The sequence below is a fragment of the Bacillus cereus group sp. N24 genome (genome assembly GCF_016483345.1).
GTDB lineage: Bacteria > Bacillota > Bacilli > Bacillales > Bacillaceae_G > Bacillus_A > Bacillus_A toyonensis.
Genome location: NZ_JAEHCA010000006.1, coordinates 191,220 through 207,909, shown reverse-complemented (window position 1 = coordinate 207,909; position 16,690 = coordinate 191,220). Strand labels below are relative to the sequence as shown.

Here is a 16,690-nt window from a genome sequence, read left to right as displayed (position 1 = left end):
TCTCTATTTATTGTTAAGAGTATAAATTAATTTTTAGGTATTTTATGAACCGATATATTTTGTGTAAGAATCACAATGTTTGGTTTTATGGGAGATAAAATGTAGACAAAAATAATTGTGGAATCAAAATGGGTTTCTAAACTATGAATAAATATCTCGCTAGTTACCAATAATCCTAATGGTATTTTGTGGAAAATTGGAAAAGGAGCAGAATTACATGGAATAGTATAAATAAGCCTTATGTAGATTCACTCCTCTTTATGAAAATGGTACTATATAATTATATTTTCATAGGAGGTTTCAAATGAATTTTATAGTATACTCACATCGACATGGTCAAAATATACTTGAAACGAACCCAGAATTTACAAACACCTGGCTAGAAATTCAGAAAGCTCTTTCTAATATTACAGATGAAATGCTCTTACAAGTTCATAGACAAAAATATATTGATTCAAACAAAAGTTTATCAAAGGCAATTAATCAATTAATTAAGGAACAATTAGCTACTTTTGGATGGAAAAGTGAAAGTTATATTTTTAAGGATAAGAGATATAAAAATAAAGCATGGCGTTTAGACTTTGCTAAAGATATTATTTCTGTAGAAGTTGCTTTCAATCATAGTGGGACGATTGCATGGAATTTAATGAAACCAGTTATTGCAAGCGAATTAAATCATGTTGAAAAAGCTGTACAAACTAAAATAGGGATTATCATTTCTGCAACCAATGAATTAAGAGATTCGGGAGGATTTGACTCTGCAATTGGAACGTATGAAAAGTACATTGAGCACTTAATGCCTTTAAATACTCAATTGACGGTACCTTTGGTGATTGTAGGCTTGAAGAAGCCTGAAACATTTTTTATTGAAACATATAAAATCAGTAAAGATAAAACAAGAGGACGAATTAAATATTATGCTGATGCGGAATTACTAATTTAATTATGGTGAATTTGGGGTTAATTATATTTTATACTATGATATCAAGTGTGTAATGGCTAGATTTTTGGCATTTTGGGACATAAGTTCTTTGAAGTAATCTATTTCTTTTTCATCATATGTATGATTGTCATTATCCGAATTCCCAACCCTCTTCACAACTGAAGAAGAAAACTATATAAAAGTAGCAATGCAGCAGTTTAACACCTAGTTAAACTGCTTTTCCATTATAATAGAAGAAAAACCAATGGAGGGAAATCCCCATGCCAACCTACAACAAACTAACCCAAAACAAAATACCACAAATAATAAAAGCTAACGAAAAAACACCCACAACAAGAATCCTAAACGAAGATGAATACATAGAGGAACTCTGCAAAAAAACACAAGAAGAACTAACAGAATACATCGAAGCAAAAACAAAACCTGATAAACTAGAAGAACTATCCAACCTCCTAAAACTAATAAACCCCCTAGCCGAACACGAAGGCACAACACTAAAAGAAATCAACAACATCCGCAAAAAGAAAGTAGAAGAAAGAGGTGGCTTCTCAGATCGAGCCTTCCTAATCGAAGTAACCGATAACTAGCCCCTTCCATACCCCTCCCAAGCCCCTACCAAGTAATAAATCACTAAGAAAAAACACAACAAAACAAAAACACCAACACCAACAAACACCGTAGTAGTAGTAGTATTCAAAAAAAATTTTGAAATAACACGCCAAAAACCCAGACCTCCTTCCTATATATAGTACAAAGAGGGATTTTTCATTTTTGAATGGAGACGGGAGGAATTAGGATGGCGGTGTATCGTAATGTGCAGGTGAATTTTTGGCAGGATGATTTTGTTTTGGATTTGACGCCGGAGGAGCGGTATTTTTATATTTATTTGTTAACTTGTTCGAAGACGACGCAGTGTGGGATTTTTCCTTTTCCGAAGCGGTTAGCTGAGATGGAGACGGGTTATAACCGGGAGACTGTTGATAAGCTCTTGCAGCGCTTCATTGATTATGGAAAGATCCTTTATGATGCGGAGACGCGGGAGTTATTCATTTTAAATTGGCTTCGTTATAATCCTGTGACGAATACAAATGTGGAGAAATGTGTGCTCCGTGAGCTGAAGGGTGTGAAGAATAAGGAGTTTGTACATATGTTTTTGCAGAAGTGCGTAGAGGAGGAGCTGAATGTTCCGATGCTTTTAGCACATTTCGGTATGCCTAGTGATATGACTATGGATGATGTTGATCCAGTTTGCGAGGAAACAGTGGAAGAAGAGGTTATAGAGGAGGAAACGGGAAGTAAGGTGTTCACGTTTTATGAGCAACATTTTGGTAGTTTGTCTCCGTATACGGTAGAGGAATTGAATGCGTGGATGAATGATTTGTCAGAGGAGCTTGTGCTGAAGGCTCTTCAAATTTCGTATGAGAATAAAAACCGGAAGATGGCTTATGTGAAGGGGATTTTGCGGGGGTGGCACGGGAAAGGATTTACGAAAGTGTCTGAGGTTGAGGCGGATACGGAAAGGTTTCGAAAGAAGGAGTCGTCTGTTAGTAGCGGAGAGACGGAGAATTTTTTGGCGAAGTGTGAGGAGTGGGAGAAGAATACGCCGTCAGAGGAAGAGTTGCAGCGCTTTTTAGCGGAACGCGGGTGGCGGCCATGAGTATTCAAAATGTAGAGGCGGAAAAGACGGTGCTAGGTTCTCTATTACTTGATGGAGAGCTTATTAAGGAGTGCCGTTTGACGGAGCACTATTTTTCTATGCCCGTGCACAAGTCTATATTTCAGTTAATGCGAAAAATGGAAGAGGAGGGGCAACCGATTGATCTTGTGACGTTCATTTCTAGAGTAGATCCGAATTTTTTGAAGGGGATCGGGGGAATGGAGTATTTTATAGGATTAATGGATGGTGTGCCTGCGACTAGTAACTTCTCTTATTATGAGGGGCTTGTTCGAGGTGCCTGGAAAATGTATCAGGCAGGTGTTCTCGGGCACAAGATGGGAGAGCGTCTTATTGCGGAGAAGAATGAGAAAGTTATTGGTGAGACGATTACGGCACTTTGTGAGTTAGAGGAAAAGGACTGCGTATGTGAGTTTGATTTGAAGGATGCGTTAGTTGGTTTGTATGAAGAGCTTCATCAAGATACGAAAGAGAATACTGGTATTGAGACTGGTTATATATCGCTAAATAAAATGACGTGCGGATTGCAGGAAGGTGATTTCATTGTCCTTGGTGCGCGCCCTTCTATGGGAAAGACTGCGTTTGCGTTAAATGTTGGACTGCATGCGGCGAAGTCTGGAGCGGCGGTTGGATTGTTTTCGTTAGAGATGAGTAGTAAGCAATTGTTAAAAAGAATGGCTTCTTGCGTAGGTGAAGTGTCAGGTGGTAGGCTGAAAAATCCGAAGCACCGTTTTGCGATGGAAGACTGGGAAAAGGTGAGTAAGGCGTTTGCGGAGATTGGTGAGTTACCACTTGAGATTTATGATCATGCAGGTGTTACGGTGCAAGATATTTGGATGCAAACTCGTAAGTTAAAGCGGAAGCATGGTGATAAGAAGCTTTTAGTCATTGTAGATTATTTGCAGCTTATTACGGGAGATCCAAAGCATAAGGGCAATCGATTTCAGGAGATCAGTGAAATTTCACGTAAGCTCAAGTTGTTAGCGCGTGATTTAAATGTTTGTGTAGTGGCGTTGTCGCAATTATCTCGTTCTGTAGAGTCGCGTCAAGATAAGCGTCCCCTTTTATCCGATTTAAGAGAGACGGGACAAATTGAGCAAGATGCGGATGTCATTATGCTTATGTATCGAGAGGATTATTACGATAAGGAAACGATGCAGAAAGAGATGACGGAAATTCATGTGGCGAAGCATCGGAATGGACCTGTGGGGAGTTTTAAGCTGAGATTTTTGAAGGAGTTTGGGCGGTTTGTGGAGAGGGTGAATTAGTGGGAGGGAGAAGCTTGTGTTTTGAAGAACGGAGTAGAAGCGGCTTCAATTATGAAAGGAAAAGAGAAAGGGAAGATTGTTCGTTTAATAATTGGAGGAAATACAGATCTTAAGACGGGAAATGTGTAGATTATTTTCATTTTCTTTAGCGGTTCTGGTGCAAAGATAAAATAAAGCACTTCATGCATATTTGTATAAGCTAGAACATTGTTAACGCGTATCCCTATCCTGTTTAAAGCAGGGAGAACCATCGCTAAAAATAGATTAGGTTATTACAAGGTAAAGGGAGTCCATTCTACTGGATTCCCTTTATTATTTCTTCTTTAATATCAACATGAATGTTTAACAAATCGTATTACTTAAAAATCTTTCGCAAAATATTAATTTTGTTCCTATACGGTGGAAATAAAAACCCTAAATCTATCCTTGAGCTTTTCTTTAAAATGCTTTTACGATGTGTAAAAGCATCAAAACTATGTTTCCCATGATAGGAGCCAAATCCTGCAGTTCCTACTCCGCCAAAAGGTAGGTGGAGATTAGCCATATGTGACATTGTATCGTTGACGCATCCCCCTCCAAAAGAAATTCGTCCTAATACCTGCTTTTCAACATTTTTGTTTTCAGTAAACACATACAAAGCTAACGGTTTGGGATGGGTGTTAATCGTATGAATGACTTCATCTAAATCATTGTAATCCATAATTGGTAAAATTGGCCCGAAAATTTCTTCTTTCATAGCTGCATCATCCCATGATTTTACTTCAAGAAGTGTTGGTTCAATATATAAATGGCTTCTAGATGAATTTCCACCAAATACTATATAATTTTTGTCTTGCTCTAATATAGAAAGAAGTCTATCGAATTGTCTCTCATTAACAATTCGACCATAATCATTGCTTTTTAATACATCTAATCCATAAAAGTTTGTAATGATTTCTTTCATTTTCGAAATCAGTTTTACTTTGATAGATTTGTGTGCAATAACATAATCAGGTGCAATACAGGATTGGCCAGCATTTATGAACTTTCCCCAGGTAATGCGCTTGGCTGCTATATCGAGGTTAGCGGTTTCATCGACAATAGCGGGGCCTTTTCCACCAAGTTCTAATGTTACTGGTACAAGATTTTTCGCCGCAGCTTCCATGACAATTTTTCCAACTTGAACGCTACCAGTAAAAAAGATGTGGTCAAAAGGTGCATGAATCAATAAAGAAGTTATTTCCCTGTCTCCTTCAATTACACGAATGTATTGCTTATCAAACGTTTCACTTATTATTTTGTTCATTACAGCTGAAACATTTGGTGCATTTTCTGAAGGCTTGAGAACTACACAATTTCCTGCTGCAATTGCCCCAATGAGAGGTTCAATTAATGATTGAAATGGATAATTAAAAGGCCCAATAATTAGCACGGTACCATATGGCTCTTTTATTATGTAGCTTTTGGATGGTGCAAAATGAATAGGGGTTTTTACTTTTTGAGGTTTCATCCACTGTTTTAGATATTTCATTATAAAATTGATACTGTTAAATGCGAAACCAACTTCTGCAGCGTATGCTTCAAACTCGCTTTTGTGTAAATCTTGATATAATGCGCTCAGTACTTGACTTTCATATTTTTGAATAGAATTTTTTAGCTTTTCTAACTGTTTAAGCCGAAATTGAAGACTTCTTGTATGATCATGATGGAAAAATTGTCTATGTTCTTGAATAAGTTGTTGTATATCATCAACCATTAGGAAATCCCTCCAATAGTAAGAAAATATTCACATACCATGTTCATCAATTGTATAAAGCATTTCATCCACATATCCTATTTACTAATGCATCCGTTTGTTGATAAAAGTTACTGTTAAACTAAGGGTGATAATCTTTGAAAATTTCTCCTGTAGATCTGACGTTTTTTTGTTTACGTAAGTGGGATTTATTGGACTATAAATTATTATTAATTATCAGCTTTTGATGAATTAGAATTGTTTTCTAAAAAATGGGGGGGGGCATTATTATTAATCAAAATTTATTCTAAACTAATATCAGCAACAGGAAATAAAATTCCTGTCGCTGAATAAAAGGCATAGCACAGTATGCTTCAGTCACCTGAATATTCTTCTGAGGGACAGATATTCACTTAGAAGTACACTTAGATTAAGAGAATAATACAAACGGATCCTCTTAATGTGGATGTGTAGTTATTTATTTTGGTAAAATATCTATTCCATATTTTTCTTGTAATTTACCTTTAGCAAACCTTTAAAATCCAACTCAGCAATCAACACACTTACTAATATAAGCGTAGCCCCTAAATACCCTTTTCCTGTCAGTGTTTCACCTGTGAAAACGAAAGCAAAACCGGCGGAGAAGACAGGTTCTAATGAAAAAATTAGTCCTGTATGTGTAGGTGTAGTGTATTGCTGGGCGATTACTTGCACAATGAAAGCGACTGCGGTGCAAAATATGCTTAAGGCTAATATAATGAGCCATGAATCGATCGTGCTAGGAAGTTTTGGTGTTTCTATAATGAATGAAAAAATAAGACTAAATAGGCCTACAAAACCGAGTTGTATGACTCCAAGTGCAATTGAATTCACATGTTTCGTTACGCTTCCAGTAATGATAACGTGAACCGCATAAAATAAGGCAGACAGTATGCAAAATATATCACCGTTCCCGATCTTGAATTCACTAGTTAATGTTAATAAGCCGATTCCTATTATCGTTAACAAAATTCCTAATATAACTTTCTTTTCGGGAATGTGTTTTAAAAATATAGCTGATAATATTGGAATGAAAATGACTGTGAGACATAGTAAGAAACCAGCATTAGAAACGCTTGTATACTTTGTACCGAAAGTCGCGAAAATGTAAACGATAAATAAAACAGAAGCTAATATGAAAGCATATTTTACAGTTTTAAAATCGATCTTAAATAAATGTTTGTAAAATATTAAACCTGATAAAAGAAAAGCGATAATAAATCGTAATGTGATTAAATTATATTCTTCTATGCCATCAAGTCCAAGCTTTGTAAGTAGGATGGATGCACCCCAAAAAAATGTAACTAGTAGTAGCATTAAATCTGCTTTTAATTGAGTTCTCATTTCTATTCCCTCGTTATGTATAATTTGTGATATTCGCAACTCTATTGTTTATTTTAGTATTAATTCTGAATATTTTAAATAAAAATTTATCGACGGTTTTTTCTCTATAGGAAAGAGGCTATTGTATAACCCGGTCCAATCGGTTTATACAATAGCCTCTTTCACATGGGCGTTTTTTGATGCTGAAGTTATTCCTTTTCAAACTGAAAAATATCCCGATTAATGAGTTGGTGGAAGTGCCTATCCATGTCTGCTGCAGAAACTTTTCTTTCATTTTGAAACCACCACGAACTTAATGCGGTGATTACTCCTGAATAAAATTCCGTTATTAAATCGTGTGGCATCGTATGATTTTTGCAAAGGCGATTTAGCGCTTCTGTTTCTTGTTTTCTTGTTTCGTGGCTTAAATAATGCATGCGGCTAGTGAATTGTTCATCAGACATTTGTATCTCTAATATTTTACCGATTTCTTCATGGTGAAGGAATTGTTCCATCACTTGAAATGGTTTACTTAATCGATCTAAAAGAGGTATTTCAGCAATCATCTTGCCATATCGTTTAAATCCAAATGCTAATAAAGCATCTTTATCTTCAAAATGTTTGTAAAAGGTTGTTCGATGTACCATCGCACGATCACATATTTGGTTAATGGTGATGGAACTATATTTTTGCTTTGATTGCGTCATTAATTCAAATAAGGAATCCCACAGTAATTTATGTGTACGTCTAATACGTAAATCAAGTTGTTTTTCATTATCGTTCATCTACAATTCTCCTTTTTTGTAGATTAAGTATACAATGGCTGAAAATTGATTCTCCCTTTTTAATCTACATATGCATATTATATTACATGTGTTCTGGTGTATTTAAAGTTTTTTTAGTAAGAAACAGGAGGAGAATCTGCAAATGAATATGACAACTAAGAGCCCTGCAAGTGGCAAAGTTGATACTTCTAATATGAAACATACCCCCATTTTAATTGCATTACTTCTAGGGGCAATGGTTGCATTATTAAACGAAACGTTACTTGGTAATGCATTAACGGTATTAATGAAAGAATTTGACGTAACAGCTTCAACGATTCAATGGCTTTCTACAGCTTACATGTTGGTGGTTGGGGTTTTAGTCCCAATTACAGCATTACTTCAGCAATGGCTCACAACGAGACAGATGTTTTTGATCGCTATGGTAACATTTTTAGTCGGTACATTAATTGCGGGATTCGCACCGACATTTTCCGTTTTATTAGTCGGCCGTATCGTCCAAGCTGTAGCGACGGGGTTAATTTCACCGTTATTAATGAATACGATTTTAATCATTTGTCCGCCTGAAAAACGTGGTGCCACAATGGGATTAATCGCACTTGTGATGATGTCTGCTCCGGCAATTGGTCCTACATTATCTGGAGTAATCGTTGACTCACTGAATTGGCGCTGGTTATTCTATATTGTTATTCCTATCGTAATCATCTCAATTATGATTGGGATGAAGTACATTCAAAATGTTTCAGAGTTAACAAGGCCAAAAGTAGATTATCCATCTATCCTTTTATCGACATTAGGATTTGGTGGGCTTGTGTATAGCTTTAGTGCATCGGGTGATTTAGGATGGTCCGATGCGAAAGTGTATGGCACTTTAATTGTTGGGCTTATCTCATTATGTATTTTTGTCGTTCGACAATTGAAAATTGAGAATCCAATTTTAGAATTACGAGCATTTAAAGTCCCGATGTTTACATTATCAGTTGGATTAATCGTCATTGTGATGATGTCGTTATTTTCAACGATGACTTTATTACCGATGTTCCTGCAAACAGTTTTACTCGTTACAGCCTTTAAATCAGGAATCATCATGCTTCCAGGAAGTATTATTAGCGCCATAATGGGACCAATCGCGGGTAAACTATTTGATAAATTTAGTCCGAAAGTTATTATCGTTCCTGGCATTGTGTTAGTAGGGATTGCAATGTTCTTATTTAAAGACATTACGCCTGACACATCAATGTTACAAATTATTGTCATGCATAGCGTATTAATGGTTGGACTTATGTTTGTCATGACAGCACAAACATACGGCTTAAATCAATTAACACCAGATCTATATCCGCACGGAACAGCGTTGTTTAATACGTTACAGCAAGTAGCTGGCGCAATTGGTACAGCTATATTTATATCGAAAATGTCTTCAGGAACAACTAAGTATATGGAAAGCTCTGCAAACCCAATGGACCCAGTGGAGAAGTTAAACGGTTTAACGTCAGGGTTCCAAGGTGCATTTGCACTTGGATTAATCTTTATTGTTGTCGCTTTTATCGTATCGCTATTCTTAGAAGAAGAGAAAAAGGGAGTAGAAGTAAAGGGGGTTTTACAGAACGAAAATTAAGTTTTATATAAAAAGACATCTTTACGATTAAAGATGTCTTTTTATATTTCTTTCGTAATAATAGTTCAAACAGCCGAGGGAAATGTGGTGTATGTATTATCTGTTTTTTAGTAAGAAGAACTATTGAGAACAACGATGTAAAGCTTTACTAATAACTAAAAGTCCAATAATGAGGGAAAGTGTTCTTATAATAAGTTCTGCAACTAATAAGTCACCCATCGTTTTAGTGACATCATACATAGTCCCTGTAATGAGAATAGGTGCGATCATAATGGTAATTCCAATTACTATTTGAAGAAGTAAATTCACGTTTTTACTCAAGATAATCACCTCTAAAAATATTATAAAACAAAATATGGAATTTTCTGTATTATACATTTATTATACTGTATCGAATTAAGATTATGGTAATGTTTCTAAAGTAAAAAAGAGGTGTCACATAGTTATAAGGTGACACCTCTTTGGAGCTAGTAGAAATTAAAGATGCTTCAATAATATAGCGATCTGGGGCATCACCGATGTAGTTAAAGGGGTAACAAGTTGTTAATGTTGGTTTCTCTTTTTTTACAATGACAGTTCGATCTTCTGCATCTGTTATCCAATGGGTGTTAACCTTACATTTCCTCCGTAACGTCATACCGCAACAACTGCCCCTGATCATAAAACTTCTCAAAAATAAGTCCCATTACATAAAAGAATACTAGACCGAAGCAAATGTGAATAAGTGTGAAAGTAGCTCCAAATGAAGAAAATTCATATACGATAATTGGTAATTTTGCAGTTGTCCAAACGCCTAAGAAAAATACGATGTATTTAATGCTCGCCCCTTTTTTCAAAAGTAATGCGGCAATTGGAAAGGCGACGTAGAGGGGGCCAGCTGCAATTCCGCCTAATAATAGAGAGAATAAGATACCATATATGCCCGATTTTTCGCCCATATATTTCATTAACGTTTCTTTCTTCACCCATTGATCAAGTAATCCTACAAATAGTAGGACAGGAGGAAGGAGAAACAGCATATCTAAAATGCTATTCCCTGTTAGTTGTAATGCCGCCTTGCCTAAAGATTGATTTATAAAAGTTAATACAAAGAGCCCCAGTAGTAAAATGAAAAAGAAGCGATATCTTTTTAATTCGTTCATACCATCACCACCCAAATAATATAGGAGAATAGGAGAGACATGAGCAGAGCAGATGCATTACGTGCGTAAGCGAAGCTTCGCCCAAATATCTTTTGTTCCATCGGCATAGTTGTAAGCCCTACTGACATGAGTGTAGACATAAGTGCCGCAACTTGAGGAAGACCTGCACCATGTTGAACTAATGTATTTCCAAGAGGGAATACGACAAAGCTTGGGATGAGTGCCACAGAACCGAGGATTGCAGAATAAATAATACCTAACAATCCAGACTGCTCTCCAATGATGGAAGAGATGAAGGACGGCGTTAATATGGAAAGTGATAAGCCAACGAAAAGCATGATGGAAAGCATGGCAGGTAGAAGATTTCGAAACATTTTCCATGACTTAAATAGAGCATCTTTCGTTTTATTACGATCTTTCATAAAAGAAATTCCCGTAAGGACAATGGCTAAAGTGTAAAGGATCATACCGTTAATCATGATCGGATTCCTTTAAGTCTTTATATTTGTCTAGGAAAAAGGATAAGTTCTTCATTTTTTCTTCAATATCCATTTGAAAATCTGCTAATTGCTCCTTTCCAGCAAGGGTAATTTTGTACATCTTTCTCGGTTTATCTTGATGAGCTGTACTTACATAAGATGCAATCGCACCTTCGTTTTCTAATTTCTTTAGTGTGCGGTATAGGATGGCACTATCGATTGGATTGACCGGAAGTTCTTCTTCACACTTTTGCAATAGTTGCCCGCCATAGTGATCCCCCTCGGCTAGAAATAATAAAAGGAATGCCCCTGTATGTCTTCCTGTATGTTTCATAAATAGACCCCCTAAAATAGATTATGTTACTGTTAATAACAGTATACTGTTGTTAACAGTATATGGTGAATGAAATGCTATGTCAATTTTAAAATGTGCAATTTTTGAGAGGGAAAATAACAATAAATATGAAACAAACAATACAATGGGGGTGCACTTCATTGTGAAAGTAGCCTTTAGTGCTGGGAAATTACTATATGAAGTAATATGTATGTAGAACATAAAAAAAAAGACACTCTCAAGAGTGCCTCTCCTTAGCAGCCGAATCCGCCGCCCCAACAGCTAGCTCCAACGATGATTAATAAAATAAAGAGTACAACAAGTAGGGCGAATCCGCCACCGAAACCACAGCCTCCACCACAACTACCGCCATAACCCATATTAACTCCTCCTTCCGTAATGGATTTAATTCACTTTATGTTTTTACGGATAAACTTGAGCAGGTCCTTTTGAAAAATAAAAGTACTTGGGATTTTATAAGAGTTGACGAACTTATTTTTGTCACCGGTATTTCGTCGTTTACATATTGTATTTTATTCTGTGTATTGGGAGAAGGAGGATCTTTATGGCTAATTCTGAGATGATTTTACGCTTACTTACAGATTTAAAGATTGAACAGCAAGCTTTAAGAGAACAGCTGGAGAAAATGCAAACAGCTTTGACTATTCTTGAAGAAAAACCAAATACTCCTGAAGAGAAATCAACTATTATTGAAGAAAAACCAGCTGTTACAAAGCAAAGAGCTTATTCTGGACGCCCAACATCTTTTCGTGATTGGAGAGCATCAACTCAAAAGAATTCATAAAAATATAAGAAAAGAAGACACCCATTAAGGTGTCTTCTTTTCCTTGTACAATCCAAATGCGATTAGAAGGTATATCCATATTGCTTTAAAACTAAGAAGAAAATAACAATTATCGACTCCAGTTTTAGTATAGCATGTAATAATAAATAATTTTATGTAATATTGCATATATATAGATTAAATGATGTTTATTTGTATATGTTTTAGTTGTCTGTTATTTCTTTTAATTCATTTACTTATATTATTTTTTGAGCGCTCCAGTAATGGGGCCTTTTTTAGTTATTATTCATGCAGTTCGATTGCTTTACATTGAAATTTTTATGGTAGTTTTATTAAGAAATAGATTCATATCTTTTAGGGCAGGAATGAGAACTACTCAAATGCGGAATGATATACTTGAGTGGTTTTGTGTATGTAATATTATTTATAAAAGTTTACAACAATATAAATATATGACCTTTTACTTTTCTCCTATATCATATATGATATAGTCTGGGACGCCACTGCACTTATGTATATTTAGGAGAACTAGAATGAATAGGAATGATTACACTCAAAGGTTACTATTTAACGAACCTATTGTTTGAATATAAATCTAGTGTATTGAATATTTGGAAGATAGAATGTATAAAACAAGAGAGAAGTTAATTTTACTAATGCATTGTAGTAAGTTTCCGAAAAATCTGTTCTTTAATTTTGGTGGTATCAGATGCATGAAATGAATGTTCTATTTCATAAATCTGGAAGTGAAAAAATCATGTATAGGGGAGGAAGGTATTACTACTAATCTAGTAAAATATACCGTAATAACTATGACAAGAAATCTAGGAAAATACGTAATTACTTTAACAACAGGACTAACTTTATTATCAACTGTGCCATTAACAACTTTAGCAGAAGAGAGTGTTAATCAACCGAATCAATTGTCAATTGCAGACGGAGAAAAAGACGCACATGTTCATGGTGATATAGAGACCGTTAAAGAAGCTAAGACAGGAAAAGTCACGGAAGCGGAAGCTTTAAAAAATATTGAAAATGCGTTTAAAGATGTAGATGGTAAAGGAGATGGAAGCTCTCGCTCTATGCAACCCAAAATGCGTAGTTCTAACCGTATAGGGTATTCAGCAGCAGACCCATCAGCAACGAAGAAAAGTGGAACAATTAGTGGAATTCCGTTTGTAGAGTGGATTATACCAGCTGGTAACACAGATATTCGACCTGCAAACCCAATGAAAGCAAAGTATATTACGATTCATGAAACAGCAAATACGGCACCGGGTGCGAATGCTGAGAGTCATGCAAAGTATTTATACAATCAAGCAACAAGCGGTACTGTTAGAACTGCTTCTTGGCATTTTACTGTAGATGATAAAGAAATTTATCAGCATCTACCAACAAATGAAAATGGCTGGCATGCAGGTGATGGTGGTACAGGTACAGGAAACAGAGAATCAATTGGTATTGAGATAGCGGTTAATCAAGATGGCGACTATAATAAAGCGGTAGAAAACGCGAAAAAATTAGTAGCGCATTTAATGAAACAAGAAGGAATCAGCGCGAGTAATTTAAGACGCCATGAACAATGGAGTGGAAAAAAGTGCCCTGATATTATTATCACAAGGGGGACTTGGAATTCATTTGTAGAAGGCGCTAATGGATATCTGAATGGGGGTACTGGAACGAATCCTCCGTTAGTAGACGAAAAAGAAGATGTAGATGGTAACGAAACAAACCCAGCTGAGCCAAATATTGAGTTAGAAATCACTGGTACAAGCGTGAATGTTCGTAGTGGTGCAGGAGTGAATTATGGAGTTGTCCGCATTGCTAAGAAGGGTGAAAAATACAAAGTGTTATCTATTAAAGATGGCTGGTATGAAATCAAGAAAGGTGAGTGGGTGAAATACGATCCAAGCTGGAGTAAGCTCACTAACAATGCTCAAGATAAAGACCCTAATACAACAAAAGAAGGTTGGGTATTTAAAAATAACAATTGGTATTATACAAACAGTGATGGCAAAGTGGCTACCGGTTGGAAAAATGTTGGTGGTGCATGGTATTACTTAAATAGTAGTGGTGCAATGGTAACAGGTTGGCAATCAATCGGTGGTGCATGGTATTACTTAAATAGTAGTGGTGCAATGTTAACGGGTTGGCAATCAATCGGTGGTGCATGGTATTACTTACATAGTGAAGGTGCAATGGTAACGGGTTGGCAATCAATCGGTGGTAAATGGTATTACTTAAATAGTAGTGGTGCAATGGTAACGGGTTGGCAATCAATAGGTGGTAAATGGTACTACTTAAATGGTGAAGGTGCAATGTTAACGGGCTGGCAATCAATAGGTGGTAAATGGTATTACTTAAATGGTGAAGGTGCAATGTTAACAGGTTGGCAATCAATCGGTGGTAAATGGTACTACTTAAACGGTGAAGGTGCAATGTTAACAGGCTGGCAATCAATAGGTGGTAAATGGTACTACTTAAATGGTGAAGGTGCAATGTTAACGGGTTGGCAATCAATTGGTGGTAACAAATACTATTTTGACCAATCGGGTAGTTGGATTGAAGGAAAACTCTAAATAAGTATAGTTTGATATATTTTGTGTATAAAAGAGATAACTTCTATGAAAAAATAATGAATAGAATGTAAATAAAAAAGACACTGTAAAGTGTCTTTTTTATTTAAGTTATGCGCATTGCTTAATAAGACGCTAGTTCCTCAGTCTGACTATGAGTAACTATGTAGGGTGATTTAATTATAACATTTTAACCAGTAATGGGTCTATATGGAATTTTATCGATAGTTTTATTTAATTATTCAGAATGATACATGTGGTAAAATATATATTACCTATAGTAATTGTAAAATATAATGATGTATATAACTAGCCTTGTAATGAATTTCTATTATATTTAAGATTGAAATATAATAGAAAAGTACAAAGAAGGGGCTGTGGAATATGGGTGCTTGGGGAACTGGGTTATTTGATGATGATACAACTTGTGATGTAAAAGAGCAGTTTATTGAGTACTTAGAAGAAGGTAATAGTGTAGAAGGAGCAACTAAGCTCATTTTAGAAGAGTATTTAGATGAGTTTGATATAGATGAAGATTTAGAAGTTATGTCTTTAGTATATATTGGTCTTGCGGCAATACAATTGGAGAAAGGGTGCCTTCAGGATGAGGTTCGCAACAATGCGATTGCATTAATTGAGCGAGGGGCTGATCTTGAACTTTGGGAAGAAGCTGATGCAGAAGATTATGAAGAGAGAAAGAAAGTTTTAAATACATTAAAACAACAGCTGATAAACTGTTAGTATATCGAAAAAGGAAAAATACTTTTTGAAATGATTAGTCTTTGTTTTCTCTTGTAAAAAAATGTTCAATAATTTATCATTGCAAACGCTTACTTGTTGTGTATAATAAAAGTAAGTTAATAAGTAAAAGGATTGTTACTGTTCGGCAGGCAAAACCTAAATTGATCTAGAGGCTACGGGTGTAGTGTAGCTTTTGGAATCAGTTTAGGTTTTTTTATTACCTTTTGTGACTTTAAGAAGAAGAAGGCGGAACAATATGAGAATCCATAAAATCTTAAATAACAATGTTGTTTGTACGATGAAGGATAATGAGACAGAAGTTGTACTTATGGGCAGAGGTTTGGGGTTTCAGAAAAAAGTAGGCGATGCGATTGATGAATCTAAGATAGAAAAGACCTTTGTACTAGAAACAAGAGAATTATCAGAGAAACTCGCTAGGTTACTAACTGAAATTCCTGTAGAAAATTTAGAGATTACAGAGAGAATTATTCAGTTTGCTAAGACAGTTTTGCCGGGGACTTTAAGTGATTATATTTATCTTACATTAACGGATCACTTAAGTTTCGCTTTAATTCGGCATAAAGAAGGAATGGATCTGAAAAATACTTTGCTTTGGGAGATTAAGAGATTTTATCAGAAAGAGTTTGAAATTGGTCTACAAGCTTTGAACATAATTGAAGAGGAGACTGGCTTTAGACTTTCTGAAGATGAAGCAGGGTCAATTGCCTTGCATTTCGTGAATGCGCAGCAAGGAGAACCGGCAATGCAGCAAACGGTGGCGATGACGAAAATCGTCCAAGATATTTTAAATGTTGTAAAGTACCACTATAAGATGAACTTAGATGAAAATTCATTTAATTATAGCCGGTTCGTAACGCATTTACGATACTTTGCTCAGCGTTTAATGCAGAAGGAATTGCATTCGGCAGAGGATGATTTTTTATACGAGCAAGTGAAAAGTAAGTATGAAGAGGCATATTGTTGTACAGAAAAAATTGAAGCATACTTACAAAAAGCACATAATAGTCATCTTTCAAAAGATGAAAAAGTGTATGTAACGTTGCACATTCATCGTGTAACGAAACGCAATGAATTATGTAATTGAATAAACAGGATTGTTACTGTTTGGCAGGCAAAACCTAAATTGACTTGTAATGGAGTGATTCGTATGTATCGCGCCGTTATGGTTAGTTTAGGTTTTTTCTTTTGTCCCACCTCAAAATTCGGCTGAGGCCAAGAAGTTATGTG

17 protein-coding genes and 2 pseudogenes are annotated in these 16,690 nt (G+C 35.7%); 10 read left to right on the top strand and 9 right to left on the bottom strand.

What is annotated here, in order from left to right:
* Positions 1-304: 304 nt before the first annotated feature.
* The 5 genes and pseudogenes from JDS95_RS12240 to dnaB all read left to right on the top strand — a co-directional run bounded on the left by JDS95_RS12240 (position 305) and on the right by dnaB (position 3,886).
* Positions 305-943 (top strand): BglII/BstYI family type II restriction endonuclease, encoded by a 639-nt coding sequence (locus JDS95_RS12240; protein WP_085450105.1) that lies wholly within the window; start codon positions 305-307, stop codon positions 941-943.
* Between the two features lie 124 nt (positions 944-1,067).
* A pseudogene (locus JDS95_RS12235) lies at positions 1,068-1,151 on the top strand (MerR family transcriptional regulator); the annotation flags it as partial.
* A gap of 52 nt (positions 1,152-1,203) precedes the next feature.
* On the top strand, positions 1,204-1,530 hold the full coding sequence (locus JDS95_RS12230; RefSeq protein ID WP_079519140.1) for a nucleoside triphosphate pyrophosphohydrolase: 327 nt from the start codon (positions 1,204-1,206) through the stop codon (positions 1,528-1,530).
* Between the two features lie 209 nt (positions 1,531-1,739).
* Positions 1,740-2,600 (top strand): DnaD domain-containing protein, encoded by an 861-nt coding sequence (locus JDS95_RS12225; protein ID WP_199690526.1) that lies wholly within the window; start codon positions 1,740-1,742, stop codon positions 2,598-2,600.
* Positions 2,597-3,886: a replicative DNA helicase gene (dnaB, locus tag JDS95_RS12220; RefSeq protein ID WP_000027316.1), complete on the top strand. Its 1,290-nt coding sequence runs from the start codon at positions 2,597-2,599 to the stop codon at positions 3,884-3,886. The genes JDS95_RS12225 and dnaB overlap by 4 nt, the downstream gene beginning before the upstream one ends.
* Before the next feature lie 355 nt (positions 3,887-4,241).
* On the opposite strand, the gene JDS95_RS12215 is transcribed toward dnaB, so the two are convergent.
* The 3 genes from JDS95_RS12215 to JDS95_RS12205 all read right to left on the bottom strand — a co-directional run bounded on the left by JDS95_RS12215 (position 4,242) and on the right by JDS95_RS12205 (position 7,747).
* The gene (locus tag JDS95_RS12215; RefSeq protein WP_199690525.1) at positions 4,242-5,621 is read right to left on the bottom strand and encodes an aldehyde dehydrogenase; all 1,380 of its coding nucleotides are present in this window, start codon (positions 5,619-5,621) and stop codon (positions 4,242-4,244) included.
* Positions 5,622-6,095: 474 nt separating this feature from the next.
* The gene (locus JDS95_RS12210) at positions 6,096-6,983 is read right to left on the bottom strand and encodes a DMT family transporter (RefSeq protein ID WP_085450101.1); all 888 of its coding nucleotides are present in this window, start codon (positions 6,981-6,983) and stop codon (positions 6,096-6,098) included.
* Positions 6,984-7,171: 188 nt separating this feature from the next.
* Positions 7,172-7,747, bottom strand: a complete 576-nt coding sequence (locus tag JDS95_RS12205; protein WP_000999292.1) for a TetR/AcrR family transcriptional regulator — start codon at positions 7,745-7,747, stop codon at positions 7,172-7,174.
* A gap of 142 nt (positions 7,748-7,889) precedes the next feature.
* On the opposite strand from JDS95_RS12205, the gene JDS95_RS12200 reads away from it, so the two are divergent.
* The gene (locus tag JDS95_RS12200; RefSeq protein WP_199690524.1) at positions 7,890-9,365 is read left to right on the top strand and encodes an MDR family MFS transporter; all 1,476 of its coding nucleotides are present in this window, start codon (positions 7,890-7,892) and stop codon (positions 9,363-9,365) included.
* Between the two features lie 120 nt (positions 9,366-9,485).
* Here the strand turns inward: JDS95_RS12200 and JDS95_RS12195 are convergent, their stop codons facing one another.
* From JDS95_RS12195 to JDS95_RS12170, 6 genes and pseudogenes are all read right to left on the bottom strand, one after another.
* A complete protein-coding gene (locus tag JDS95_RS12195; RefSeq protein ID WP_000042280.1) occupies positions 9,486-9,686 on the bottom strand; it encodes a hypothetical protein in 201 nt (66 codons plus the stop codon).
* A gap of 151 nt (positions 9,687-9,837) precedes the next feature.
* Positions 9,838-9,981 (bottom strand): annotated as a pseudogene (locus tag JDS95_RS12190) (sortase domain-containing protein); the annotation flags it as partial.
* The gene (locus JDS95_RS12185) at positions 9,980-10,507 is read right to left on the bottom strand and encodes a permease (protein ID WP_001004194.1); all 528 of its coding nucleotides are present in this window, start codon (positions 10,505-10,507) and stop codon (positions 9,980-9,982) included. The gene JDS95_RS12185 and the pseudogene JDS95_RS12190, both read right to left, overlap by 2 nt.
* Positions 10,504-10,986 (bottom strand): hypothetical protein, encoded by a 483-nt coding sequence (locus tag JDS95_RS12180; RefSeq protein ID WP_000606976.1) that lies wholly within the window; start codon positions 10,984-10,986, stop codon positions 10,504-10,506. Before JDS95_RS12180 ends, JDS95_RS12185 begins: the two co-directional genes overlap by 4 nt.
* Positions 10,979-11,320, bottom strand: a complete 342-nt coding sequence (locus tag JDS95_RS12175; protein WP_000683174.1) for a PadR family transcriptional regulator — start codon at positions 11,318-11,320, stop codon at positions 10,979-10,981. The genes JDS95_RS12180 and JDS95_RS12175 overlap by 8 nt, the downstream gene beginning before the upstream one ends.
* A gap of 254 nt (positions 11,321-11,574) precedes the next feature.
* Entirely contained in the window at positions 11,575-11,700 is a 126-nt protein-coding gene (locus tag JDS95_RS12170) for a YjcZ family sporulation protein (protein ID WP_000540377.1), read from the bottom strand.
* 185 nt (positions 11,701-11,885) lie between these two features.
* Between JDS95_RS12170 and JDS95_RS12165 the strand changes: the two genes are divergently transcribed.
* The 4 genes from JDS95_RS12165 to licT all read left to right on the top strand — a co-directional run bounded on the left by JDS95_RS12165 (position 11,886) and on the right by licT (position 16,547).
* On the top strand, positions 11,886-12,125 hold the full coding sequence (locus JDS95_RS12165) for a hypothetical protein (protein ID WP_000013684.1): 240 nt from the start codon (positions 11,886-11,888) through the stop codon (positions 12,123-12,125).
* 812 nt (positions 12,126-12,937) lie between these two features.
* Entirely contained in the window at positions 12,938-14,704 is a 1,767-nt protein-coding gene (locus tag JDS95_RS12160) for an N-acetylmuramoyl-L-alanine amidase (protein WP_199690523.1), read from the top strand.
* A 381-nt stretch (positions 14,705-15,085) separates the two neighbouring features.
* Positions 15,086-15,442 (top strand): DUF4259 domain-containing protein, encoded by a 357-nt coding sequence (locus JDS95_RS12155; RefSeq protein ID WP_000501502.1) that lies wholly within the window; start codon positions 15,086-15,088, stop codon positions 15,440-15,442.
* Between the two features lie 256 nt (positions 15,443-15,698).
* The gene (gene licT, locus JDS95_RS12150) at positions 15,699-16,547 is read left to right on the top strand and encodes a BglG family transcription antiterminator LicT (RefSeq protein ID WP_001219855.1); all 849 of its coding nucleotides are present in this window, start codon (positions 15,699-15,701) and stop codon (positions 16,545-16,547) included.
* Positions 16,548-16,690 lie beyond the last annotated feature (143 nt).